We start from the raw sequence: 24,668 nt of genomic DNA, 5'->3' as shown, positions 1-24,668 counted from the left end.
CCACCCACTTGTAGCGGTCGGTGACGGGCCCCCGGGCCGCTTCCCTGGCGGCGCGGCCCTTCGGCCGGGGGCCCTTGCCGCCGGGACCCTTGCCCTCGGGGCCCTTGCCGCCGGGGCCCTTGCGCTCGGCCGTCACAGCCGCTCCGCCAGCCGGTCGAGCAACGGCAGTACGCCCCGCAGCGCAGCGCGCTCGTCGTCGGTGAACTCCTCGTTCAGGACGGTGGTGAGCCGCTGGACGGACTCGGAGCGCCGGTCGATCAGCACCTTGCGGCCCTGGTCGGTCACCGTCATCACGGCGCGGCGGCCGTCGGCGGCGTCCGGGGTGCGCAGGACGAGCCCGCGCTCCTCCAGTGCGGCGAGCGTCGTCGCCATCGCCTGCGGACGTACCCGTTCGAGGTCGGCGAGGGAGCCGGGGGAATCGGCGCCGTCCCGGCTGAGCCGGGAGAGCACGGACACCTCGGAGAGGGTCACGTCGCCGACGGCGTGCTTCTGGCGCAGCCGCCGGGCGATCCGGGCGACGGACAGGCGGAGCGCCGCTCCAATCTCTTCATCCATAAGTAGTAACAATAGGCTTATCAAGAGAACGTAACTACCTCGACACCACCGAAGCGGCGCCGAGGTCAGCTACGTGCGGCGACACGTCCCCGTTACGACTGCTGGAGCAGCTTGAACGACTGGGCCGCCGAGCCGTCACAGGCACGCTGGACGAGCTGCACACCGTCCGCCGCGCTCGCCGGGGCGCTGAGGCACTTGCCCGTGGCGCGGGTGGTGAAGTGGTAGGCGCCGGAGGACTCGGCCACCGCCTTCCACTGCTGGTTGGTGCCGCCGGAGTAACTCCACAGCTGGAGCGGTGCGTTGTCGGCCGTGGACACGTTGGTGACGTCGATGACCTGCTGCGGGTCGGCCCGGACACCGATCCGCGAGAAGCCGCCGTCCGTGGCGCGCACCTGGTACTGCTGCGCCTGGGTGCCGTTGCAGGCGTACTGCTGGACGGGGGTGCCGTTGGCGGTGGCGGCGGCCTTCGCGTCCACGCACTTGCCGTTGCCGCTGTTCACCAGCGAGTACCAGGCGGTCTCGGATATCGGCCCGGACGGCGGCGTCGTACCGCCGTCGCCCACCGATCCCGTACCGAGCCACTTGAGGCTGTCGACGAGGAACTTGTTCTGGGTGGCGCTGGCGAACGTGGACGAGAGCCGTTGGTTGGTGCTGTAGTTCATGTCGTTGTGCCCGAAGTTGGCGTACACCATCTTGTAGTTGGTGTTGGTCCACAGGATCGGGTAGTAGCCGCTGGTCCAGTCCTGGTTGGGGTCGGTGCCGAGCGGGAAGCTCACCGGGTCGACGGACGCCAGGATCTTGATGTTCGGGTTCTGCCTGAGGTCGTTGCTCCAGCTGTACCACTCGCTGACGGCGGAGGTGAATGTCGCGGGCAGCCCGGCGGTGTTGGGCAGCGAGTGGTCCTCGACCTTCAGCGTCGCGGCCTCCGGGCCCCAGGTGTTGGTCTGGAAGTTGCCCGAGCCGAGGAACTCGTTGTAGTACCAGGGCCATTCGCCGGCGTCGGTGGTGAAGGCGGAGACGTGGAAGCCCATCCAGCCGCCGCCGTTACGCATGTACTGCTCGAACCCGGCGCGCTGGGCGGCGGTGTGCGGGGCGTTGTCGAGGAACAGGACAACCTGGTACTGGGCGAGGGTGCTCGCGTTGGTGAGCTGGTCCCAGTTGTTGGTCGCGGTGTACGAGAAGTTGTTGGCGGCCGCCGTCTGCGGGAACCACGCGTTGGCTTCCTTGACGAAGTCGATGTGGGCGGCGTCGTACGTACCGTCGTAGAAGGCCAGCACCTTGAACGCGGGTGCGGCCGGGGCGGCTTGCGCCGCGACGGCCCCGCCGCCGGTGGTGGCGGCGGCGACCAGGCCGAGCAGCGCGGCCAGCAGCGCGAGCAGCAGCGGGCGGGCCTTCCTGGGGCGAGGTCTGTTCCAGCTGTTCCTGATCATCGGGCGACGACCCTTCTTCACACATGGGGGGTGTGTCATGCCCATGCCAATCACTGACGGAGTGACATGGCTCACTCGTGATTTAAGAAGTGAAGGCATCGCGTGTCAAGGCTTTGGTATGGACCAATAAGTCGAAGGCGCTGGTCACCCGCGCGCGCCGGTCACGCGGCGGCCAGCAGCGCCGCGTACCGGTCGAGGTCGATGTTGCCGCCGCTGATCACCACACCGACCCGCTGCCCGCGCAACTCGTCGGCCGCCCCGCGCACGGCGGCGAACCCGAGACAGCCGGTGGGCTCCACGACGAGCTTCATGTACGTGGCGAAGGCCCGCATGGCGTCGACGAGTTCGTCGTCGGTCACGGTGCGGATGTCGGTGACCGCATGGCGGATGATCTCGAAGGTGTGCTCGCCCAGATGCTGGGTCTGCGCGCCGTCCGCGATGGTCTTCGGCGTCTCGATCCGCACGAGACGCCCCTGCCGCAACGACTGCCGCCCGTCGTCGCCGGCCGCCGGCTCGACCCCGTACAACCGGCACCCCGGCGCGACCTCGCGCGCCACCAGCGCCGTACCCGACAGCAGCCCGCCACCGCCGAGCGGCACGAACAGCGCGTCCAACTCGCCTACCTCGGCGAACAGTTCACGGGCGACGGTGCCCTGTCCCGCGATCACATGCGGATGGTCGAACGGCGGGACGAACGTCAGCCCGCGCTCATCGGCGAGCGCGCGCGTGATCTCCACGACGTCCTCGGTGTACCGGTCGTACGGGACGACCTGGCCGCCGTACGCCTTGGTCGCGGCGATCTTCGACGCGGGGCCGTCGTGGGGCATGACGATGGTCGCGGGAATGCCCAGCAGCTGCGCGGAGAGCGCGACCGCCTGGGCGTGGTTCCCCGATGAATAGGCCACCACCCCGGCCTTCCGCTGCTCGGGGGTGAACTGCGCGAGCGCGTTGTACGCCCCACGGAACTTGAACGCGCCGACGCGCTGGAAGTTCTCACACTTGAACACCACGTCGGCGCCGAGCTGTTCGTTGAGCAGCCGCGACCGCAACACGGGCGTCCGGTGCACCACGGAAGCCCCGCGCACCGCCGCGGCCTCCACGTCCCGAAAGGTCGGTGCCTGCACCATCGACGCCACACTCCTCGCACTCCGCCCCACCGGCCTCCGACCCTACCGACCCCCCGGGCCAGCGCCCGGACCCCCCAGCCACCCCCGAACATCCGCTAACCTGTCCCCGGAGGCTTCCACGAAGCCCCGCCTTCGTAGCTCAGGGGATAGAGCACCGCTCTCCTAAAGCGGGTGTCGCAGGTTCGAATCCTGCCGGGGGCACCAGGGAAAAGGCCCCGGACTGATCATGGTCCGGGGCTTTGACACCTCTTCTGACATCTACGAGGGCGGTCACTCGCAACCGGCCGGCGCTTGACCAGCCGGTCTATGTGACTGATGGCATCGCGCTGAGTGTCCTGCGTGCGTGTAGACGCGCATGGTGATGCTGATCTGTGTATGCCCCAGGATCTCCATCACGACGCGGGGAGCGACCCCTGGCTACATGACTCCGGCGGGGCCTTCTGACTCCGGGATGGAGGGGGCGCCGGTTGCAGGTACCAGCCGAGTGGGCACGCGTGGGAAGCTCCCATCCCGTCCACCGTCACAACTCAGGCAGAGCCAAACAAACGCGCCCCAGGGGCGTCAAGGTCGTTCACAGAGTGGTGCGCTCCACCTTGACGCCCTGAACCACGTCTGCCCCCATCGGGCGTGGGGCGGGGCGGGGCGGGATGGGAACTGCCGTGGGTAGTGAGTTGAGCAGATTCTGGGAGGGGCCGCCGCAAGGCAACTCCCTAAATAGGAGTGCGGAAGGGTGAACTCTCACCGATACTGCAGAGTGGAACTACCGCACGTCAGAAGCAGGGGGAGAAAGTGGCGAAGAAGAGTCGCAGACCGCTACCAAAGAGGCTGGCCGACCATAAGTGGGTGGGGAAGAGTCTCATTCCACCTGTGATCCAGCACGGGGCTATCCTGAACGATTGGGTGCGAGATGATTTCCCCGACCTCTTGTGGATAGCTTTGATTATCGAACAGGAGGGCGACAGCGGCGCCCGCCTCATTTCTTCGCTGCAGCACGAGTGGCTTGAACAGAAACGCCATGCAGAATATTCATCCGCACTAGACGGAAGGCTGTCTTCCCTGGAAAAGATGCCAGAACCCGCGCGAAACGATTTCCTAGACCTGATTTCACGTCATAATAGCGCACGAATAGTACCGAAAGCCTTGCGCACGATTGCCGCGTGGTACCCAGACATGCCAGGCCGATGGGCCTTTGCCCAGATTGGCGCCCCGAGCGCCAGCGACATGGACGAGATGCTGGACACGCTTGTCCATGCCCTATTGTTGTGCCTTGACCGACGCGGGAAAGCGCTAACGGTGGCAGCCCCCCTGGGCTGGCTTTTGCTCAGCGGGAGATTGCATCTCCAAGAGAGCCAGATTTCGATCCTCTCCTCATACCCGACTGATCCAGTGAGCCGGCCAATTGCCGAGGCAATTCTCACCTCTATGTACGGCGCCGCCAAAGGGCTCGCGGAGGACAACGAGGACGCACCTAATGCCGAGAGCGGCTGGGCAGCCAATTTCTGGAATGCGAACTGGGAACTCACACCGTGCATGACCGGGGATAGTCCTCCAGCCGTGATGGAGCAAGCCGATGCTACGAGAGCCCAGGACGCGGCACTCGATCAGGTTAATGAACTTTGGAATGAGTTCATGGAAATCGCCTTCTCAAATGGAGTGAGCCTGTATCGGCCTGCCCAACATGAAGTGGTGTGCGCGTTGGCGGTCAGGGCCATTAGAGGCGTTTATGCCATGACTCAAAGCCCGCTACTGTGGGGCGGGGAACATGGCTCTGCCATTCTTCGATCACTAGCCGAAACGGAGATACTTATCGCCTGGCTCGACCATAAGAATGAACTTGAGCTCTACGAAAGATTTATCGCATATGGGCAGGGGAAGCAAAAGCTGATGCGGGCTCACATAGAAGAGGCGATGAGCGAACAAGGTGGGAAGGAAAATCCAAATCTGTCAGCTCTGGCGTCATTTCTGGATGACCGTATAGGCGGCCAAGGAGCGGAAATGATGTTGGAGGTTAGCGTTCATCCTTCCTTCGCCGGGGGATCTGTCAACACGCGATCTATGGCGGAAGACGTCGGAATGCAGGATCTCTACAGTCGCGTATTCCAGCCTCTGAGCGCGTCCGTACATGGCGAGTGGTCGGCGCTCGACAACTACGTTGTAGACAGGTGCATGAATCCACTGCACCGGTTTCACCGAATCCCAGTGCAATACTTGACGCCGATATTGAGTCAGGGCACCCTTACAGCCGCCATAAGCAGCTTGAAGCGTGTGATTGATGCCGCTACGAACTCACTGTCAGATGATTCGAATATCAATGAACGTGACTGAGGCTCGACATCATCGGGTTCGAGACGGCGACGTCGACCGCGTGATGGTCAAGCCTTTCTCGGCCGAGCTGAACCCTTGTCCCAGCCGCAGACCTGACCCGGTACAGCGGCATCGTCGGCAGCTAAGCTGGCGTTGCCAGTTGTGACGGATCGGCACGCGTGATAATGACCGGGTGATTGACGGCCTTGCGCCGGAGGCCGCAGATCCTTGAGTCCATACACAAAAATGACCTGCCCCAAGATCGCCCTGAAGGTAAAATTGCACCATGACTCACAAAGAAATGAGCGACGATCAACTGCCGGTTGCCTACCGGCCAAACTTTGAGGAGCTAAAAAAGACAACCAGCGAAGCACCTTACATGGAAACCGCTCTTTATCTCCTCCGCGAGGCGACGCACTGGCTAACTATTTTGGCAGCTCTCAAGTCACCGTCACCGCTGAAGCGGAATGGCGCGATTCTGCGTGGACTCGTTGTCCGTGTATGCAAGCTGATGCGCCTGACACTTCGCGAGCTGAACAGCAAGGAGACATTCCAGCAGTTGAGTGTATATCGGGACGCCATCGAGACTCTTGCGACGTTCGTCTACCTGGTTGGCGACGACGGCACTGGGGCCCGCTTCGACCAGTACGTCATGAACGGCCTCATCGCTGAACGCGAACTCCTTCAGGATGTCAAGAAGAACATCAAGGCTCGGAATGGTGAGGTATGGCCCATCGAAGAGCGGATGAAACGCTCGATCGCTGCCACAGCAATGGCAGCTGGCATCGACAACGTCTCAAAGCTCCCGGGTCGCGCGAAGATCGGCTACCCCTCGGCTGAGGAACGCATCAAGCTACTAGGCCCTAATGTTTACCTTGGCTACCGTATGGGCTCTGTTGAGACACATGGCGACTGGCACGACTTGTACCGAAACCACCTGACTTTCGAGGATGGTGAATTCTTGCCAAACTTGAGTAGCTATGAGGCACGGCCCCAGGTGCCCCTTAGCCTCGTTCGGCTCACGATGAGGGTGACGCTGGAAAATCTCGATTACCTCGTTCTTGACAGGGATGTATCGTCATCCTTCCGGCCCCTCCTTGAGAGCCTCGTACGCCGCGCCTGTGAGGTAGACGACCTCCATGAGAGCTTCCTTGCCTCGTAGCTTCTTACGCGGCCATTCGGGGGGATTCGCCGACAGTCTTCACTCATGGCATTTTGAAAAACTTCAAAAACTTTTATTCACCGTTTCCTTTCCTCCCTACTGTCCGGATGGGCACGCCGAACCGCGTCCTCTCGCACAGGACTTGAGAGTAGCCAGTGGCGCCCGGTATTGCCCTGCCGAGCAAGGTCAAATCGATAAGCTACCGGAGCATTGCTCTAACCAACTGGAAGGCCATGCCGCCAGATCACCGATGTAACGCGACTTGCTTACGTCCTCGGAGTCACGAGACCAGCATGTCAAGGCTTGGCGGTTACGCCGTCGGCGATTTCAGCGCAGCTGCGCTGGTCCGTGCCGCGACTTACGTTGACTTGGTCGCGCGGTCGGGCGCCAGTGGGATAGCCGTAAGCGGAGAACCGCCATAGATCATCTCCGGCGGCCAGTGTCTCAGCTTTACTTCCATACATATCGATGACTGCGGTTGCCAGCATCCCGTGCGTTGGCGCATCGACGTCGACTACGGTGAGGGTGTAGGTGTTGCCAATGTGGCCGGCACCACCGACGTTGACCTGATCGGCATGCCAGCGACCATTGTGCACCGTGGCCTCGCGCGCGAACAGCACACGGTTCTCACCTGCTTCGTCCGGGAATTCCACCGCGATCCATAGGTGGTGTCCCTCCGCAGGCGCGCCGCTTCCCCGCAAACTCTGCACACATCGAGAGACAACCACTGCTTTGCTATCATCGAGGGAAGTAATTCGGATGTCATCACTGTGTGGCCAGAGCAGTAATCCTCCGCCTGTGGGAAGCGCCAACACGGTCAGGGCGGTTGCGATCACTCCAGCCCGGCGGTTGCGGTACGCCTCCCCTACTGAGTGGCCGAGGCTAAGCCACGCCCGTCTCTGATGCAGCCAGAACCCAGCGACTCCCGGCGTGCTTGCCTCCGTATCGCTCATGATCCCCCCAGGGTTGCCGTGCCCGATAGGGAGGAACCTAGCGCTTAACGTGTACGTCAGTACTCTGTGTCGCTAATCGGTTACAAACGTCTCTGCCCGTCCAACACTCGATGCGGAAGACGCCCTGGATCATGCTCGTTCGGTCATGCCTGAGCCCCACCATCAGGCACCTCGGTGTCAGTCCGTCTCGCGGCCACTCGGGCCGTCGTCCTGGTGCTCACGTGCACAGAGCAGCGATCGCCACAGGAGCTCCCCCAGGCGATCCGCTCCTCGGCGTACGCGGCTTTAGCGTCCGGGTACTACTCGCTGTTGTGGTCGGCGCGCTCGATGAGCCTGACGGCCGACACGAACATAACGGCCAAGATGTCGTACGCGGTGGAGCTGCTTCCAGGCGCGGGAGGGGTGCGCACAGTCGCCGCCGAGCACGCATGTCCCCCACGTGACCAGGCGGTTCATCGAATCCGTCAGGCACGTTGGGGACGTTCGAGCAGCTTCAAGAGGGCCCGAGCACCAAGATCCGCTCCCGTTTCACTCCCAGTTGATCTTGGGGTTCCCGCCGGTGAGCAGGTGTGCTGGCGGCGCGAGACATGGACCCGCCCGCTGCCGTCGACGGGCAGCGGGCGGGGGTCTCAGCTCAGGAGGTCAGGAGGTACGGGCCCGATTGTCGTCATCGGTGCATACGGCCCAGACGAGCTTGCCGACTCCTACACGGGCGCTCACTCCCCAGTGGCCGGCGGTGAGGGCATCGACGAGTGTTAAGCCGCGCCCGGACTCGGCGTCGAGGGTCGGTGTTTGGAGCTGCGGCTTGGCGTCGTCGGCGTCATGCACTTCGATCCGCACCCCGTTGGCCAGACGCTCATACCGCGTCTCGATGAGTCGGCCCGGGACATGTGCGTGCCGCACTGCGTTGGTCACCAACTCCGAGAGAACGAGCTGGGCCGAGTCGGCGACGCCGACAAGGTTCCAGGCTTCCAAGTACCGGAGCAGCAGATGCCGCGCTTTGCTCACCGAGCGGTCGGTACTCGGCCATCGTTTCAACACTAGCGGGGTGTTGTCTCCGAAGAGAGGCGCCTGGATGTTGGCGGCTTCGGTCATGAGCGGGCCGCCTTAGCTGCGCACCCCAGGATGCAGCCGGCATCGGGCATGCTGCCGGTGCTGTGACCGTAGCGTCGGGCGCCGCCCACGCGGGACAGGTGCTCGCCGCGTGTTCTCTGAACCTTGTCGGATCGGGTGGAGGTGTCGGGAGTCACGGGTGTGCCTTTCTGACTCATGCGCCCGCCTCGACCCGAAACTGAGCCCAGAGTCCGCAGCCGTCGGTGGAGACGCCGGAAGAATGGGCCAGCTGGCCGACGATGAGGGCGCCGGGGCCATGGATTTGCAGGACTGGCAGCGGCAGGAATCCGGTCGCGCTTACGCGGGCGCGACTGCCGGAGGTGGAGATGGTCATCTCGATGACGTCAGGGCGCCGAGAGGGGAGGCTGCCGAGGACCGCGACGAACAGCTCGTTCGCGACGGCGGGGGCATCGCCGTTCGTAAGGCGACCGCGGGTCCACTGTCGGACGCGGACCGCCTCGGCGGGATGGCCTCTGAAGACCATGCGCCAGGTGTGCCCCGTTTCGGACATAACCGTCCCCTTGGATCCTGTAGCTATCTGAGTACGGATAGTTCTTATCTGTACTCAGATTGTCGTGCGAGTTGGCACAGGTCAAGCGGGTCGGGAGAGTATGTGTGTACAGATTGACGCGATCATGAGGGACGGTGGTGTGGCGGTGGCACAGCCCGAATACCTGCGGATCGCCGCTGACCTGCGGCGCCGCATCTCCTCCGGTGAGTGGCGGCCGGGCGACCAGTTGCCCACGCTTCCGGAACTGTGCGAGGAGTACCGGGTTTCCGGGACGACGATCCGTAACGCGATCGGCCTCCTCCGCAACGAGGGCGCCGTCGAATCACGGGCCCGCGCCGGGACCCGAGTGAGGGCCAGGCCGCCCGTGCACCGTATGGCCGCCGACCGGTATCGCGCCAAATCCGGTGCGCCGGTCACTCCGTACACCCGGGACCAGGGCATCGGCTGGTCCGAGTACCGGCTCGACAAGCGGTTCGAGAAGGTTCAGGCAGGCCCCGAACTGGCTGCCCTGTTCGAGTGCGAGGCAGGCGAGCGGCTCTTGGCGCGGCACTTCGTGTTCCACGACAACGACCAGCCCACCCAGATGTCCACCAGCTACGTCCGCTGGTCCGACGTCGCCGGTACAGCCGTCGCCGACCCGATCCACGAGCCCTGGCCTGGGGGCACTCGCGCGCAACTGCTCACCCTCGGCATCAACGTGACGCGCATTACGGAATCGTTCACCGCGGCGATGCCTACAGATGTGGAAGCGGCGACCCTGAAGATTGGTGCGGGCGTGCCCGTCCTCCGCTACACACGACGCCACATCGCCGATACGGGCCGCATCGTCGAAGTGGCGCATCCGATCGTGCGCCGTGGCGACACAACGATCGTCGACTTCGCCATCGACCTGGACGACTGACGCTCAGTCTGGGCGGCACGGCCGGCCGGGTCGTGGGGGATGTCAGGTCAGCATGCCTTCGAGGCGTTCGCGGACGTTGTCCTTGTGTGTCTCCGGGTCCGGGACCAGTTGCTCGCGGTGTTCGGGGTCGCGGGCCAGGACGTGCAGTCGTCCGCCGCTGCGGGCCAGGATCAGATCCCGGCTGCTGCCCGCGGTCTCGGCCGATCCCTCCGCCGTGTATTCGGTGACGGTGATCAGCGCGGAGCGCTCCGCGGCGGCGAGTACGGCGTCGGTGTCCGCCGACTCGTCGCGGTCCGCCGACGAGCCGCGCGGCAGCCATTCGGTGAGCGTGTCGAGGGCTTCGTCGAGCTTGTACAGGCCCATCTGGTGGACGCCGAGTGCGTCGATGCGGACCATGAGGCAGATGTGCTCGGGTTGGGGGAGCAACAGGATCCGCCACGGCTCGCCCGGTCCCGACCCGGTCGTACGGGCGTCGAGCACCCTGCGGGCTCTCTGCTGGAACGCCACCGCGATGCCCAGGTCGCCCTGCACCTGGACCTGCTCGCCTGTGTCTCCCGCCAGCAGCAGCTGCCGGGCCGCCAGCGAGCGTACGGCCTCGGCGATCACGTCGTCCGAGGGCCTGGCCTCCAGGAAGTCCACGATCGCGTCCACGGCGGTCAGCTCGGCGATGGTGTACGCGCCGAGCAGCACCGGGCCCGTGTCGACCAGGTCCACCACGGCCGTCACCAGCCCCTGAGGGGCGGTCGCAGCGCCGGGGTCCGACGGTGCCGCACCGGCGTCCGGCAGTACGGCAGGCGGGACGTCGCGCTGATCGTCGTCGCTCATGACGGTCCTCCCGGCTGCAGCAGTTCCACCACGGGCGGTACATGGCTCTCCCGCAGCACCTCGGCGGCGCTGCGCGAAGGGGTCTCGGTCACCCACACCTCGGAGTTGCCGAACAGCCCGCGGCCCGCCCGGCCGGACAGCGACTGTCCCAGCTCACCGGCCAGGTCCTGCCGGTCAGGCGGCGGGAACCTGGCCGCCAGGTCCGCGGAGACGGCGGTGACGTCGTCGGCCTCCTCCACCCGGCGCAGCGCCTGGGTCAGCACCCGCGCGACCGGAGGCGTCAGGGACGTCGGCACGGCGAGGAACGGCGACAGGTACAGCGGGCGGCGTTCGGTCATCCGGGACAGTCCCCAGGGCCCGACATTGCTGCGCGTGATCCGGTAGACCACGTAATCCATGAGGTGGCGGAGGTCGTCCACACTGGGCATCTTCTTGCCGCCGAAAGCGGCCGGGGTCTTCTCCAGCTGCACCCAGGTCCCCTGCGCGGTGCGCCCGTGCAGCTTCTCCCGCACCACGTCCCCGCGCATCCCGATGTCGGGATAGCGCGTCTTGTCGATGTCGCGGTGGTGGCTCGACAGGCGCTCGTGACTCACACCGACGAACCGCCACTTGTCGTACAGCTCCGGTGCGTCCACCAGCACATGCCCGCCGCACAGCACGTCGTGCAACTGGGGCACCTGGAGCCCGTGACCCTCCAGATCGGAGAGGATCGCCGCTTCCTCCGGGCTGAGCCGGCGGGTCGCCGCGACGAGCCCCTTCCGGTACGCCCCGGACCGCGCCGTGATCTCGATCATGAGCCGGACCCGGGTACGCACCCGCTCGGCCCGCCGGTCGGTCGCAGGGTCCGAAGCTGCGCCGCCGGGCCGCCTGAGGTGGGTCACCGCTGCCAGTGCGTGCTTTCGCTCCACGTCGTCAGTACAGCACGGCGGACCGTGGCCCGCACCAGCTCGGCCCAGCTCAGCGCCCTGGCCCGGGTGGATCAGGCATGGGTCCTGTGAGGGCTTTCAGGGGGAGGATGGTGGTCCAGCTCGCGGGTAGAGGAGGGGCATCTTGTCCGACGAGGGGTCGCCCGGCGGCCAGATCGACACCAGCACCGCGCATTCCGCGCGCATCTACGACTACATCATCGGCGGCACGGACTACTACCCCGCGGACAAGGAGGCGGGGGACGCCATGTCCCGGGAGTGGCCCGCCATGCCGATCCATATGCGGGCCAACAGGGACTTCATGCACCGGGCCGTGCGGTACCTCGCCGAAGAGGCCGGGGTCCGGCAGTTCCTCGACATCGGTACGGGGATCCCGACCTCGCCGAACGTGCACGAGACGGCCCAGGCGGCGGCCCCCGACTCGCGGGTCGTCTACGTGGACAGCGACCCGATCGTCCTGACGCTCTCGCGGGACCTGCTGGCCAGTGACCCGGCGGGCAAGACCGCCTACGTCGAGGCGGACATGCGCGACCCGGCGGCGATCCTGGCCGCCCCGGAGCTGCGGGACACCCTCGACCTCAGCCGGCCGGTCGCGCTGATGGTCATCGCGATCGTGCACTTCGTCATGGACGAGGACGACGCCGTCGGCATCGTCCGCCGGCTGCTGGAGCCCCTGCCCTCCGGCAGCTACCTCGCGATGTCCATCGGCACCGCCGAGTTCGCGCCTGACGAGGTCGGCCGGGTCGCCCGCGAGTACGCGAAGCGCGGCATGCCGATGCGGCTGCGGACCATGGCCGAGGCCGAGGAGTTCTTCCAGGGGCTCGACCTGGTCGAACCCGGCATCGCGCAGGTCCACAAGTGGCGGCCGGACGGGACGGTCACGGAGGAGATCAGGGACGAGGACATCGCCATGTACGGCGCCGTCGCCCGTAAGCCCTAGGGATCTCCCCCTGTTACGTCGCTGCCGGAACGCTCAACGAGCGTTCCGGCAGCGGCTGTTACGAGGACGGTCAGGCCGCCAGCGGCACCTCGGTGCCCGGGGCGGCTTCCTGGTACGCGTCGACGACCAGGTTGAGCTGGCGCTGCATGTACCAGATGTTCAGACCGAAGACGAACGCCAGGAACGTGCTCGCGGCGGGGCTGCACGTCACCGGGAGGCCGGCGGCGCGCTGCGCGTTCGCTATCGCCTTTCCGGTGTTGTGGAAGGAGATCAGCGGAGCGATCAGGGTCCAGCCCAGGAAGATCAGGACCAGCAGGCTGCCTGCGGGGTTGAGCTTCTGACGGCGGTCGAACTGCTGCAGCTCCTTGTGGATTTTGAAGTACCAGACGAACTGGTAGATCCCGAGGGTGACCAGCGGCAGCCCGATCCACACCGCGACAGACCCGCGACGCTTCATGGCCAGGCCGGTCAAGCGGCTCGCGATCGGGTTGTCGGTGGCGCTGGGCGCGAGAGCGCCCCCGGCCGGAGCCGAGTCGCTGCGGGTGGACTCGGCGGTGGGCTGGATGTCAGTCATGTGGTGTGTACTCCATATTTGCCTGCGCTGGATTCAGCTGGAGCAGCGTGACAGGGAAGTAGTTGACCGATGGGGGTAGTTGCCGGTTCGTGATCTTTCGTCGCGCTACCGTGATCAGGTCGAATAGCGGCCGTCGGGGAATGCGGATCCAGGCGATGGCGTTTGCCCGCTGATGAGTGATTCCGTCGATTTTGAGGGCGTACGCGCGCGGCTCGCCGCCGAGCGCGCGAGTACCGCTGCCCAGATCGTGGCGCTCCAGCGTGAGTACGACGGCATCGTGGAAGCCAACGCCCTCATCGCCGTCGATGACGAGCACGATCCCGAGGGGTCCAACACCGCCTTCGAGCGGGCGCATCTCGGCGCCATGCTGGGGCGAGCACGGCAGCAGCTTGTTGATCTGGAGCTGGCGCTCGAACGGCTTGAGGCGGGTGTGTACGCGCGGTGTGAGGTGTGCGGGGGTGCCATTCCGCTGGAGCGGCTGGAGATCCTGCCCGCCGTGCGGACGTGTGTGGCGTGTGCCGTGCGGATCCACTAGAAGTGGCCCACATTTCCCGGCGCCGATTGGAACTGCCGGCTGGGCAGGTCCGGCCGCTAGTTTCGTTCCACAGGCAACCACCACACGCCAGGGGGAACGCGCCATGCCGATCCGGATCCTGCCGCCGCCCGGTGCGCCGCGCGTTCTCGCCGCCGCGCAGCTCAGCAACTCCGTCGGTGACGGCGCGTACTACGTCTGCTCCGCCCTCTACTTCGTGCGGGTCGTCGGCCTCTCCCCCACCCAGATCGGGCTCGGGCTGACCGTCGCCTGGGCCGTCGGGTCGGTGGCCGGGGTGCCGCTCGGGGCGCTGGCCGATCGGCGGGGGCCGCGTGGGACCGCTGTGCTGCTCGCCCTGGCCACCAGCGCGGCGGTTGCCTCGTTCCTGACGATTCGGTCGTTCTCGCTGTTCCTCGTCGCCGCCTGCGTGTACGCCGTCGCCCAGTGCGGACTCGCCGCGACGCGGCAGGCGTTGCTCGCGGGGCTGGTCGCGCCGGCCGACCGTACCGGCGTACTGGCCCACCTCCAGTCGACCCTCAACGCGGGCCTGGCGCTGGGGGCCGCGCTCGGTGGGCTCGCACTGAGCCGGGACACCGCCGGGGCGTATCTCGCGGTGTTCGCGATGGACGCGGTGAGCTTCCTGGTCTGTGCCGTCGTGCTGCTCAGGCTGCCAACTGTCGCCCCCGTGCCGGGCCGTGGCAGCGGCGAGCCGCGGCTCGCGGTGCTGCGCGACCGGCCGTACGCCGTCGTGACGCTGATCAACGCCGTGCTGTTGCTGCGCATGCCGCTACTCAGCCTGGCGATTCCGCTGTGGATCGTGGAGCGTACGAACGCGCCGAGCTGGCTCGTATCGGCGCTGTTCGTCCTCAACACCCTTGCGGTGATGGCCTTCCAGGTCCGCACCGCGCGTGCGGTGACCGGGCTGCGTACCGCGTCGCGTGCCGTGTGGCACTCGTCCGTCATCATGTTCGCCTCGTGCCTGGTGTTCGCCCTGTCGGCGGCCGGACTGCCCGGCTGGACGGCGGCAGCGATCCTCGTCGTCGGTGCGACGCTGCAAGTCGTCGCCGAGATGCGGCAGTCGGCGGGGTCGTGGCAGATCAGCTTCGCGCTCGCACCGGCCCACCAAGTGGGCCAGTACCAGGGCTTCTTCGGTACGGGTGTGCCGGTGGCGCGGACCCTCGGGCCGCTGTTGCTGACCGCGCTGCTGGTGACCTGGGGCGTGCCTGGGTGGCTGCTCCTCGGTTCGGTCTTCCTGGGCGCGGGGGCCGCGACCGGCCCGGCCGTACGGTGGGCGGAGCGCTCGCGTGCGAGCCGGGCCGGCACTGAGCGTTCCGCCTACTCCCACACCGGTCAGGACGCGGGAGCCGCCGCCGTCCGCGCGTAGTGCTCCGCGATCTCGTCCGTCGTCGTCAGCCACACTCCGGTGTGGTTGACGACGTACTCCAGCGCCTGGTCGAGGTACTTGTGGCGGAACGGCTGGCCGATCACGAACGGGTGCAGGACCAGCGACATCACCCGGCCGCTCTCCGCCGACTCTGCGTAGAGCTGGTCGAACTGGTCCTTGACGATGCGCACGAAGTCAGGCCCGCTGAGCGCCTTTCCGACGAACAGGCTGATGTCGTTGACCTCGATCGAGTACGGCACACTCAGCATGCCCGGCACGTTCAGCCGGTACGGCTGGTCGTCGTTGGCCCAGTCCAGAACGTACTCCAGGCCCAGTTCGGCCAGCAGCTCCGGGGTCCGGAAGGTCTCCGTGAGCGCGGGTCCGAGCCAGCCGCGCGGCCGTTGGCGGGTGGCCTTCTCGATGGCGGCGATCACCTCGCCGAGATAGGCGCGTTCTTCGTCGGGCGTCATGTCGGCCTGGAAGATGGAGTTGTTCTTCCCGTGCGCGACCCAGGCCCAGTCGCGGTCCCTGCCCGCCTGGATGATCTGTGGATAGCGCTCGCCGACATCGGAGTTGAGCATCACACTCGCGCGTACCTGATGCCGGTCGAGGCTCTCGATCAGCCGCCAGATGCCGGCCCGGGGGCCGTAGTCGCGCCAGCCGTAGTTCAGCGGGTCGGGCGCCAGCTGGGCGGTGCCGGGGAAGATGCTCGTGGAAGGCAGATCGACTTGGTAGTGCTCGATGTTGAGCCCGACGTAGAAGGCGATCCGGGCGCCGCCCGGCCAGTGGATCGCGTCCCGTTCGGTGATCGGGCTGTAGTCGAAGAGCTGGTTGTCCATGGGTGCCACCTCATGTCCGCAGCGGAGGTCTTGGTGGCTCCATGCTCGAACCGTCACACTGGTGTGAAGGTCAAGCAGCAGCGGCAGGCGGCACCAAAAGGCGGCCGGAGCCAGGGCTGTTGGGCCCTGGCTCCGGCCGCCCGGTGACTGGGTAGCTCGATAGCCCGGTCGGTCAGCGGTCGGCCTGCCGTCAGTGGCGGCGGGCAGCCTGACGACGGCGCGTGATCAGGAGTGCGGCACCACCCGCTGCGAGCAGGACGGCGGCGCCGCCCACGGTGATACCGACGTTGCTGCTGCCGGTCTCGGCCAGACCACCGGCGGGGCTCTCGGACGCGACCGCGTCCACGTCACCCGCGGGGCTCGCCGAGTTGGCGGCGGCCGGGCTCGACTCCGCACCGGAGACCGTCTCGGACGGCGCGGGGGTCGACGACGCCGGCGGGGCCGGTGCGGTGGAGTTCTCGTCCGTCGGGGTGTCCGACGGCGTCGAGGTCGCGGGTGACGACGGGCTCGACGGCGGTGTGCTCGGGATGGTCTGCTCGGTGCAGTTCTTCGTCCCGCCGTTCCACGACGCGATCAGCTTGTCCAGGATGACGGCGTGCTGCGGGCCGACCGGCAGATCGCCGTGCTCGAAGCCGTCGTTGGCGTTCTTGAGACCGTCGTACTTGACCGCACCGCGGTACAGGTCGACCTGCGCGAAGCAGCCGACGTCGGGCACCGCGATGTCGAGGGTGTCACCGCCGCCCGGCTTCACCTTCACCGTGTCGAAGTCGTGGAAGACCTGGTTGCCCGAGCTCTCCCAGGTGGCACCGTGGGTACGGTACGAGGCGAGCGACGCCGTGCAGGACGTGGCGTCCTTCGCGGCCCGCACCTTCACGTGCACCTTGCCGTCGTCGGACGGCTTCAGGTTCAGGTCGTCGACCTGGACGGAACCCTTCCAGGTCTGGCCGTCCAGGGAGAACTCGCACAGGTCGGTCGGGGTCTTCACACCGGCGCCCTTACCGGGCTTGTATCCGGTCTGGTGGCCCTTGTTCCAGCCGTGGCCGCCGGGGCAGTCGCCCGCGTAGGCGGAGGTGGCCGCTGCGGTGGACAGGGCGAGGGCGGCAGCACCCACCCCGACAAAACGCCACAGGGTGACATGACGCGCTATGGGCATGCGAATCCAATCGTGACTTCACAACGCCCGACGAGAGTCCGCCGCACAGGAACCTTCTAGAGAAGGGCGTGCCGAGGCGGTATCGGGCTGATGGTCGATTACCACTCGGGACACAACGGCCTCGGTGGTATCAGCATCGTTGTGCCTGGCGCAGTGGGCTGTCAACCTGGCCAGCGCAAAGTGGCGTTGGCCGGTTCGGCGCCCTCGCCGCGTTCGGCGCCGCGTTCGGCGCCGCGATGATCGGGGGCTGCGGCGTACTAGGGTGCGGTGGTGGCCTCGTACAGCATCGGCCGGGCAGCGGGACTGCTCGGTGTCAGTTCGGAGACCGTCCGCCGGTGGGCCGACGGAGGTCAGCTGCTCATGGAGCGGGACGGTGCGGGGAACCGGACCATCGACGGCGTGAGCCTCGCGTCGTTCGCCAAGGACCGCGCGGTGGGTGTGCTTCCGGTGCCGGACGACGTGGCTACGTCGGTCCGTAACTCGTTCTCCGGGATCGTGACCGGGCTCGTCGTCGACGACGTGGTGGCGCAGGTGGAGATCCAGTCAGGGCCGCACCGGGTGGTGTCGCTGGTGACGCGCGAAGCTGTCGACGAGCTGGAGATCGCGGTGGGTGTGATGGTCACCGCGCGGGTGAAGTCGACCAATGTGCATATCGATCTGCGCTGACGTGCGTATCGGTCCGCGCTGAGCTGAGCTGTCTCTTGTCCGCCGTGCCCTTCACCGCCCCGGGCGGCAGATGAGAGCCGCCCGCAGGTCCAGTTTGTGGTCGAGGCGGGAGAGATCGCGCCCGGTCAGGAACTCGATGCGCTGGACGCGGTAGTGGACGGTGTTGACGTGCAGATGCATGGCCTCCGCCGTACGCGCCCACGACGCGTTGTGTGCGAGGAACGCCTCCAGTGTCTCCAGCAGCACCCGGTGTGCCGCGCGGCTCTCGTCCGCCAGCGGGCCCAGGGTCCGCGCACTGAAGACGGCGCGTACGTCGGCGGGGATGCCGGCGAGCAGGGCGTCCAGGCTGGTGAGGTCAGCCATCGTCACCAGCCGGGCGGCGGCGTCGGGTTCCACCGACGGCCGCACCAGTCGCGCCGCCGACAGCGCGTAGCGCGCCTGCACCAGGCTGCCGTGCAGGTCCGCCGCCGTGGCCGCCGGATCACCGGCCCCCGCGTACAGCGCGCGACTCGGAGCGCAGGCGTGGAGTGCGGGCCACAGGTCGGCCAGCCGACGCACCGCGTCGGGTTCCCCCGCGCCCGGCTCGTGCAGCACCGCCGCCGCCCCGCCGTCCGGCAGTTGGCCGACGGCGAACCGTACGCCGGGCAGATGCCGCAGCGCCTCGGTGAGTGCGGCCGTCGCGTCGTCCGGGCGCTGCCCCACCACGGCGCTGATCACCCGGTACGGCCCCTGCTCCGGCAGCCCGCACGCGCGCAGTGGCGTCACTAGTGACTCGCCGTCACAATCGCTACCAGCAGCGGGAGTTGCGTCGATCGCCGCGAGCAGCTCCGTCGCCCGCCGCCGTACCACCGCATCCCGCCCCGCGCGTCCCTGCCGGTGCCGGGCGACGACGTCGGCTATCTCGTACAGCACACGCGGCGGCACCTGGTCCGCGCCGCCCGGCAGACGCAGGTACCAGGCGTCGTACGCCGACGACTCCGCGTCGACGCGCAGCCCCGTCCTTGCCCCCGTCCCCGCCGGGCCCGCAGCACGCGCGTCGGCTGCCGCGCTCGCGGCGACGGCGACCGTACGGCCCGTCGCCGACACGACGGAGCAGGCCGGTCCGCCCAGATGCGCGAGGGCCTGGTCGAGCAGGGCGTCGAGAGGCGCGGACGCCGCGAGCAGACGGCTCAGCTCGGTGCGTACGTTCCCCGGCAGCGCGTAATGGTCGTCCTGCCGGCGGCTGAGGTCCCCCCACTGCCGCAGATACACCGCGTCCGTGATGGCGCGGAAACTGGTGTGCGCCGGGACGGCCAGCAGCGCGAGCCCATGTGCGCGGCAGGACTCGACAAGCGCGTCGGGGACGGCGCCGTGCGTCTCCTCCCCGGCGAGCAGCGCGGGCGCGCCTGCGGTCCGCAGTGCCGTGACGAAGCGGTCTGCCTTCGCCCGGCTGTCGCCGTCCTGCCACCACACGAGACCGCTCAGCACGATCTCCCCCTGCTGCAGGAACCGGGAGGGGTCGGCGAGGTCGGTCGCCGTCACACCGCTGATCTCCCGGGCGAGCAGGTCGTCCTCCGCCCAGAGGACGGCGAGGTCGAGGGCTTCGAGCTGGAGGAGATCGGTGACGTGCATGCGGGTGCTCCTAGGGCGACTGCCGGTCGCTGAGCCGCCCGGCACCTCACATTCACGAGGAGAATGCGAGTTAATGCATCGTAAATGCCAGCGACTCAGGATGGTGACCCTCTTGGTTGATCCTCCAACCATGAGCGATGACACTCATGTTTTTCCGTGCCCCGCGCCGGTGTCGCCGCCCGCCACGGCGTTGCTTCACTGACCGGCATGGATCTGAACACCGTGCTTGAGGTACGGGACGCGCGTCACCGCGTGCCGTGGCAGCCGGGCGATGCCTGGCTGGCCGGCGGCACCTACCTGTTCTCCGAACCTCAGCCGCACCTGCGGCGCCTGATCGATCTGACCCGGCTGGACTGGGAGCCGCTGCGGGAGCTGCCGGACGGGTCCCTGGAGATCGCGGCGACCTGCACGATCGCGCGGCTGTCGCGGTTCGCGAGGAACTGGCACCCGGCGGCGGCCCCGCTCTTCGAGCAGTGCTGCCGGGCCTTCCTCGCCTCGTTCAAGATCTGGAACATGGCCACCGTCGGCGGGAACCTCTGCAACGCGCTGCCTGCGGGCCCCATGATCTCGCTGACCGCAGCGCTCGACGGCGTCTGTCTCCTCCAGGCGCAGGACGGCTCACTGCGCACCACACCGGTCGCCGACTTCGTCACCGGCGCGGGACGCAAGGACCTGGCCGAGGGCGAGCTGCTGCGCTCGGTCACGCTGCCTGCCGTCGCGCTGGCCTCGCGTACGGCGTTCCGCCAGGCGTCCCTGTACGGGCTCGGCCGCTCCGGGGCGCTCGTCATCGGCACGCTGGACGCCAGGGACGGCTCGCTGACGGTGACGGTCACGGCGGCGACCGTACGGCCGTACCGGTTCTGGTTCCCGCTGCCGCCACGGGCCGGGGAGCTGCGCGCGGCGATCGAGGAGGCCGTCGGGGACGTCGGCACGGGCGGCGGTGACAGGGGTGAGGCCGGAGACAGCAACTGGTTCGACGACATCCATGGACTGCCCGCCTGGCGACGGCACATGGCGCTGCGGCTGGCGGAGGAAGTACGGGCCGAGCTGAGCACACCTAGCGGCGGGAGTGGTTCCTGATGGCCTTTCACATCGACGTCAACGAGCAGCCCTTCGACGCCGAGCCGCGCCCCGGCCAGTGTCTGCGCACCTACCTGCGTGAGCGCGGCTGGTTCGGGGTGAAGAAGGGCTGTGACGCGGGCGACTGCGGCGCCTGCACCGTGCATGTGGACGGTGAGCCGGTGCACAGCTGCCTCTACCCGGCCGTACGGGCCGAAGGGCGCGCGGTGACGACCGTCGAGGGTCTTGCGTCGAAGAGCGGCGAACTCCACCCCGTACAGCAGCGGTTCCTCGACGCGCAGGGTTTCCAGTGCGGGTTCTGCACGGCGGGGTTCCTGATGACCACCGCCGCGCTCGACCCGGACCAGCTGACCGACCTGCCGCGCGCGTTCAAGGGCAACTTGTGCCGCTGCACGGGCTATCGGGCGATCGAGGACGCCGTACGCGGGGTCCGGCACGCCGAAGCCCCTGAGGCCGGGCAGGCCGTGGGGCGCAATCTGCCCGCCCCCGCCGGGCCGCAGGTCGTCACGGGCACCGCCCGCTACACCTTCGACGTCGACATCCCCGGTCTGCTGCACATGAAGCTGCTGCGCTCACCGCACGCGCACGCCCGTATCGCCGCGATCGACACCTCCGCCGCCTTGCGGGTCAAGGGAGTTGAGGCGGTCTTCACCCACTACGACGCTCCGGAGCGGCTGTACTCGTCCGCCCGCCACGAGCATCCGGAGGAGGACCCGGACGACACCCGGCTCCTCGACGACACGGTGCGGTACGTGGGCCAGCGCGTCGCCGCCGTCGTCGCGGACAGCGAGGCTGCGGCGGAGGAGGGCTGCCGGCGGATCGAGGTCACGTACGAGGTGCTGCCCGCCGTGCTCGACCCGGAGGAGGCGATGCGCCCGGGTGCGCCCGTCGTCCACGACAAGGACGCGGCCACGGCCCGGATCGCGCGCCCGCAGAACAACGTGGTGGGTGAGGTGCACGGCGAGGTCGGCGATGTGGCGGCCGGGTTCGCCGATGCGGACCTCGTGTACGAGGAGACGTTCCGCACCCAGCGCGTCCAGCACGCCAGCCTGGAGACGCACGGCGCCGTGGCCTGGTTCGAGGAGCTGGCGGAGGGCGGCGGCGAGCGGCTGACCGTACGCTCCAGCACCCAGACGCCGTTCCTGACCCGGCGCGCGCTGTGCGCGCTGTTCGACCTGCCCGAGGAGCAGGTGCGGGTGGTCGCGGGACGGGTCGGCGGCGGCTTCGGCGGGAAGCAGGAGATGCTGGTCGAGGACATCGTGGCACTTGCGGCGCTGCGTACGAAGCGGCCGGTGAAGCTGGAGTACACCCGCGCGGAGCAGTTCTACGGCGCCACCACCCGGCACCCGTTCACGGTCCGGGTGAAGGCGGGGGCGCGGGCGGACGGTGTGCTGACGGCCCTTCAGATCCGGGTGGTCTCCAACACCGGGGCGTACGGGAACCACGGGCCCGCCGTGATGTTCCACGCCTGCGGCGAGTCACTGTCCGTCTACCGCTGCCCGAACAAGAAGGCCGACGGCTACTCCGTCTACACGCACGCGGTCCCCGCGGGCGCGTTCCGGGGTTACGGTCTCGGCCAGGTCGTCTTCGCGATGGAGTCCGTACTGGACGAGCTGGCGCGGCGGTTGGACCTGGACCCGCTCACGCTGCGCGAGAAGAACATCATCGGCGCCGGCGAGCCCATGGTCACCCCGGGCGGTGCGGAGGAGGACCTGCACATCGCGAGTTACGGCCTCGACCAGTGCCTGGGGATCGTGCGGCGGGCGCGGGCGGAGACTGTTCCGGGCGATGCCGCTTCGGAGGGAGCGTCTTCGGAGAGTGCTTCCTCGGAGGGATCTTCCTCGGAGGGATCTTCTTCGGACGGTGAACAGGGGTTGGCGGCCTGGCTGGTGGGTGAGGGTGCGGCGCTCTCGATGATCGCGACAGGGCCGCCCGGCGGCCATATCGCGGACGCACGGGTGGCCTTGAGCGCCGACGGCACCTTCGATCTCGCGGTGGGTACGGCGGAGTTCGGCAACGGCACCACCACCGTGCACCGGCAGATCGCGGCGGGCGAACTGTCCACCACGGCGGAGCGGATCACCATCCGCCAGTCGGACACCGATGTCGTACGGCACGACACGGGCGCGTTCGCCTCGACGGGCACGGTCGTGGCGGGCAAGGCGACGCTGCGCGCGTCACAGGAACTCGCCGTGCGGATCCTGGACTTCGCCGCCGAGGTGCTGGGCGCGGAGCGCGCCGAGTGCCGGCTGGTGGAGGAGGCGGTGGAGGCGCCGGGGCGGCGCGTCCTGCTCAAGGAGCTGTACACGGCCGCGCAGTCGGCGGGCCGCGAGCTGGCGGCGGACGGGCACTTCGGCGGGACACCGCGCTCGGTGGCCTTCAACGCCCAGTGGTTCCGGGTCGCCGTCGACCCGGGCACGGGCCAGATCCGCATCCTGCGCAGTGTGCACGCGGCCGACGCGGGCAAGGTCATGAACCCGATGCAGTGCAGGGGCCAGGTCGAGGGCGGCGTGGCGCAGGCGCTGGGCGCCACGCTCTTCGAGAACGTACGGCTCGACGCACGCGGCCAGGTCAGCACGGCGGCCTTCCGCCGCTACCGGCTGCCGGCCTTCGCCGACGTACCGCGCACGGAGGTCCACTTCATGGAAACGGCGGACGAGATCGGTCCGTTGGGCGCGAAGTCGATGAGCGAGAGCCCGTTCAACCCCGTCGCCCCCGCGCTGGCGAACGCGCTGCGGGACGCGACGGGGGTGCGCTTCACGGAACTCCCGCTCACGAGCGACCGGGTGTGGCTGGCGCTGGCGGAGGCCGGTGTCCCTACCACTGGTAGGGAAGGTACTTCCCGTCGAGGGTGATGACGACGCGGTCACCTGCCGGGTCGGGGACCCGCTTGACGTCGAGCCGGAAGTTGATGGCGCTCATGATGCCGTCGCCGCACTGCTCGTGGATCAGCTCCTTGATGGTCGGCCCGTAGACCTGGACGACCTCGTAGAGCCGGTAGATGGTGGGGTCGACGGGGACGGCCGCGTCGAGGGCGCCGCGGGTGGGCTGGAGTTGGAAGGCGACCGCGACGTCCTTGTCCAGTTCGAGCAGCGCCGCCGCCGTCTCGGCCTCCTCCTTGGGCATCGGATGCTGCCCGAGCAACGCGGCGGTGGTCCACGCGAGCGGTCGCCCCACGGCCTCGGCGAGCTGCGCCCAGGTGATCCCGGTCTGCACCTTGGCGGCGCGAACGGCTTCGGCTGCTTCTTGCTTGGTGAGCATGGCGCCCTCTTTCCGTGGCTCTGGGTAGCTCCGCACGTTCCTGTATGCACTTTGAGAGTTATGGATTGTGCATACAGCATACCGTCGTGATCGGTCAGCCGACGGTCTTGAACTCGACCTTGCCCGCGCTCATTCGGAAGTTCCCGTTGGTGTAGAGGAGCGGGCGCGCCTCCACGTGATTCCCGCTGTACCGCTCGACGTGCCGGATGTCGATGCGGTCGGGTGTGGTGAAGTCGATCAGCGCGATGGCGACCCAGTAGGAGAGATTGCGGTTGTTGAACAGGGGCGCCGTGACCGTGGACCCGCGCCCGTCGGTCACCACCGCCCGCGCGCCGTACGACGCGAACGATCCCGTGCCGTTCTCGACCGCGCTGTAGGCGCAGATGAGAACGTACCCCTGGGTGTCGGGACGGCGGATGGTGATCGTCTCTCTGCCCGGCGCCTGCGCGTCGCCGTCCAGGGCGATGTACGGCGGGGCCGTGGCGGACCCCAAGTCCCGGTAGTACACGGCCTCTTTCGACTTGTTGGGCTTGGTGCCCCGGGGTGTGACGGACTGCCGGGGGACGAACAGCGCGTACAGATCGAGGTCGGCCCCCGCCTGCCGGCGCCGCGCGTTGCCGCCGTCCCATTCGAGGGTGGCGGTGACGACGACAGTGGAGTCGCCCTTGCGCATGCTGATGCTGGCCTGGCCGCCCTTGGTGAGCAGGACCTTGCCGAGGGGCCGGCCGCTGTCTGCCTGCGTGGTGGGCTTGGAGGGCGGGGACGTGGAGGTGGGGAGGGGGAAGGGCACGGCGGCGGGGAGGGGCACGGCGGGGGTTGGG

General features: G+C 67.8%; 22 protein-coding genes, 1 tRNA gene and 2 pseudogenes. 10 read left to right on the top strand and 15 right to left on the bottom strand.

Annotated features, from left to right (window positions below; translation table 11 throughout):
• Positions 1-132: 132 nt before the first annotated feature.
• From HY68_RS13990 to HY68_RS13980, 3 genes are all read right to left on the bottom strand, one after another.
• Entirely contained in the window at positions 133-555 is a 423-nt protein-coding gene (locus tag HY68_RS13990; protein ID WP_041988685.1) for a MarR family transcriptional regulator, read from the bottom strand.
• 92 nt (positions 556-647) lie between these two features.
• Positions 648-1,985 carry a ThuA domain-containing protein gene (locus tag HY68_RS13985; RefSeq protein ID WP_041988682.1) on the bottom strand — a complete coding sequence of 446 codons (1,338 nt, stop codon included), beginning with the start codon at positions 1,983-1,985 and terminating at the stop codon, positions 648-650.
• Between the two features lie 161 nt (positions 1,986-2,146).
• A complete protein-coding gene (locus HY68_RS13980) occupies positions 2,147-3,112 on the bottom strand; it encodes a threo-3-hydroxy-L-aspartate ammonia-lyase (RefSeq protein WP_041988679.1) in 966 nt (321 codons plus the stop codon).
• Between the two features lie 128 nt (positions 3,113-3,240).
• On the opposite strand from HY68_RS13980, the gene HY68_RS13975 reads away from it, so the two are divergent.
• Positions 3,241-3,316: transfer RNA gene (locus HY68_RS13975), tRNA-Arg, on the top strand.
• A 20-nt stretch (positions 3,317-3,336) separates the two neighbouring features.
• Here HY68_RS13975 and HY68_RS45075 read toward each other — a convergent pair.
• A pseudogene (locus HY68_RS45075) lies at positions 3,337-3,526 on the bottom strand (hypothetical protein); the annotation flags it as partial.
• A gap of 429 nt (positions 3,527-3,955) precedes the next feature.
• Here HY68_RS45075 and HY68_RS42795 point away from each other — a divergent pair.
• Positions 3,956-5,437, top strand: coding sequence for a DUF5677 domain-containing protein (locus HY68_RS42795; protein WP_157874345.1), 1,482 nt, complete (start codon positions 3,956-3,958; stop codon positions 5,435-5,437).
• A 265-nt stretch (positions 5,438-5,702) separates the two neighbouring features.
• Complete coding sequence (locus HY68_RS13970; protein ID WP_157874344.1) at positions 5,703-6,578, top strand: DUF5677 domain-containing protein; 876 nt, start codon at positions 5,703-5,705, stop codon at positions 6,576-6,578.
• A 296-nt stretch (positions 6,579-6,874) separates the two neighbouring features.
• Here HY68_RS13970 and HY68_RS40710 read toward each other — a convergent pair whose 3' ends face one another.
• The 3 genes from HY68_RS40710 to HY68_RS13960 all read right to left on the bottom strand — a co-directional run bounded on the left by HY68_RS40710 (position 6,875) and on the right by HY68_RS13960 (position 9,155).
• Complete coding sequence (locus HY68_RS40710) at positions 6,875-7,231, bottom strand: hypothetical protein (protein WP_078863599.1); 357 nt, start codon at positions 7,229-7,231, stop codon at positions 6,875-6,877.
• 942 nt (positions 7,232-8,173) lie between these two features.
• Positions 8,174-8,626 carry an ATP-binding protein gene (locus tag HY68_RS13965; RefSeq protein ID WP_078863598.1) on the bottom strand — a complete coding sequence of 151 codons (453 nt, stop codon included), beginning with the start codon at positions 8,624-8,626 and terminating at the stop codon, positions 8,174-8,176.
• Positions 8,627-8,798: 172 nt separating this feature from the next.
• Positions 8,799-9,155, bottom strand: a complete 357-nt coding sequence (locus tag HY68_RS13960; RefSeq protein WP_041988673.1) for a hypothetical protein — start codon at positions 9,153-9,155, stop codon at positions 8,799-8,801.
• Between the two features lie 100 nt (positions 9,156-9,255).
• On the opposite strand from HY68_RS13960, the gene HY68_RS13955 reads away from it, so the two are divergent.
• On the top strand, positions 9,256-10,056 hold the full coding sequence (locus HY68_RS13955; protein ID WP_347560435.1) for a GntR family transcriptional regulator: 801 nt from the start codon (positions 9,256-9,258) through the stop codon (positions 10,054-10,056).
• A 42-nt stretch (positions 10,057-10,098) separates the two neighbouring features.
• Here HY68_RS13955 and HY68_RS13950 read toward each other — a convergent pair whose 3' ends face one another.
• Entirely contained in the window at positions 10,099-10,881 is a 783-nt protein-coding gene (locus tag HY68_RS13950) for a hypothetical protein (RefSeq protein ID WP_041988671.1), read from the bottom strand.
• Positions 10,878-11,789, bottom strand: a complete 912-nt coding sequence (locus HY68_RS13945) for a hypothetical protein (RefSeq protein ID WP_157874343.1) — start codon at positions 11,787-11,789, stop codon at positions 10,878-10,880. Before HY68_RS13945 ends, HY68_RS13950 begins: the two co-directional genes overlap by 4 nt.
• Before the next feature lie 139 nt (positions 11,790-11,928).
• Here HY68_RS13945 and HY68_RS13940 point away from each other — a divergent pair, with 139 nt between their 5' ends.
• The gene (locus HY68_RS13940) at positions 11,929-12,747 is read left to right on the top strand and encodes an SAM-dependent methyltransferase (RefSeq protein ID WP_198533410.1); all 819 of its coding nucleotides are present in this window, start codon (positions 11,929-11,931) and stop codon (positions 12,745-12,747) included.
• Positions 12,748-12,817: 70 nt separating this feature from the next.
• Here HY68_RS13940 and HY68_RS13935 read toward each other — a convergent pair whose 3' ends face one another.
• Positions 12,818-13,321: a DUF4234 domain-containing protein gene (locus HY68_RS13935; RefSeq protein ID WP_041988662.1), complete on the bottom strand. Its 504-nt coding sequence runs from the start codon at positions 13,319-13,321 to the stop codon at positions 12,818-12,820.
• 172 nt (positions 13,322-13,493) lie between these two features.
• Between HY68_RS13935 and HY68_RS13930 the strand changes: the two genes are divergently transcribed.
• Positions 13,494-13,856: a TraR/DksA C4-type zinc finger protein gene (locus HY68_RS13930; RefSeq protein WP_041988660.1), complete on the top strand. Its 363-nt coding sequence runs from the start codon at positions 13,494-13,496 to the stop codon at positions 13,854-13,856.
• Between the two features lie 103 nt (positions 13,857-13,959).
• Positions 13,960-15,237 carry an MFS transporter gene (locus HY68_RS13925; RefSeq protein WP_041988657.1) on the top strand — a complete coding sequence of 426 codons (1,278 nt, stop codon included), beginning with the start codon at positions 13,960-13,962 and terminating at the stop codon, positions 15,235-15,237.
• On the opposite strand, the gene HY68_RS13920 is transcribed toward HY68_RS13925, so the two are convergent.
• Entirely contained in the window at positions 15,204-16,076 is an 873-nt protein-coding gene (locus HY68_RS13920) for a polysaccharide deacetylase family protein (protein ID WP_041988654.1), read from the bottom strand. The two genes, HY68_RS13925 and HY68_RS13920, sit on opposite strands and share 34 nt — an antisense overlap.
• Before the next feature lie 190 nt (positions 16,077-16,266).
• On the bottom strand, positions 16,267-17,229 hold the full coding sequence (locus tag HY68_RS13915) for an LPXTG cell wall anchor domain-containing protein (RefSeq protein ID WP_041988651.1): 963 nt from the start codon (positions 17,227-17,229) through the stop codon (positions 16,267-16,269).
• Between the two features lie 270 nt (positions 17,230-17,499).
• On the opposite strand from HY68_RS13915, the gene HY68_RS13910 reads away from it, so the two are divergent.
• Positions 17,500-17,895 carry a TOBE domain-containing protein gene (locus HY68_RS13910; protein WP_041996021.1) on the top strand — a complete coding sequence of 132 codons (396 nt, stop codon included), beginning with the start codon at positions 17,500-17,502 and terminating at the stop codon, positions 17,893-17,895.
• Between the two features lie 51 nt (positions 17,896-17,946).
• On the opposite strand, the gene HY68_RS13905 is transcribed toward HY68_RS13910, so the two are convergent.
• Positions 17,947-19,506: a PucR family transcriptional regulator ligand-binding domain-containing protein gene (locus HY68_RS13905; protein ID WP_041988648.1), complete on the bottom strand. Its 1,560-nt coding sequence runs from the start codon at positions 19,504-19,506 to the stop codon at positions 17,947-17,949.
• A 207-nt stretch (positions 19,507-19,713) separates the two neighbouring features.
• Here HY68_RS13905 and HY68_RS13900 point away from each other — a divergent pair, with 207 nt between their 5' ends.
• Entirely contained in the window at positions 19,714-20,586 is an 873-nt protein-coding gene (locus HY68_RS13900; RefSeq protein WP_041996018.1) for an FAD binding domain-containing protein, read from the top strand.
• Positions 20,586-23,441 carry a molybdopterin cofactor-binding domain-containing protein gene (locus HY68_RS13895; protein ID WP_041988646.1) on the top strand — a complete coding sequence of 952 codons (2,856 nt, stop codon included), beginning with the start codon at positions 20,586-20,588 and terminating at the stop codon, positions 23,439-23,441. Before HY68_RS13900 ends, HY68_RS13895 begins: the two co-directional genes overlap by 1 nt.
• Here HY68_RS13895 and cynS read toward each other — a convergent pair.
• Positions 23,404-23,847 (bottom strand): cyanase, encoded by a 444-nt coding sequence (cynS, locus tag HY68_RS13890; RefSeq protein WP_041988644.1) that lies wholly within the window; start codon positions 23,845-23,847, stop codon positions 23,404-23,406. The two genes, HY68_RS13895 and cynS, sit on opposite strands and share 38 nt — an antisense overlap.
• Before the next feature lie 94 nt (positions 23,848-23,941).
• A pseudogene (locus HY68_RS13885) lies at positions 23,942-24,668 on the bottom strand (Tellurium resistance protein); the annotation flags it as partial.

Source organism: Streptomyces sp. AcH 505, from assembly GCF_000818175.1.
Classification (GTDB): Bacteria; Actinomycetota; Actinomycetes; order Streptomycetales; family Streptomycetaceae; genus Streptomyces.
The sequence above is the reverse complement of the archived record's forward strand: the minus strand, read 5'-3'. Positions and strand labels throughout refer to the sequence as shown.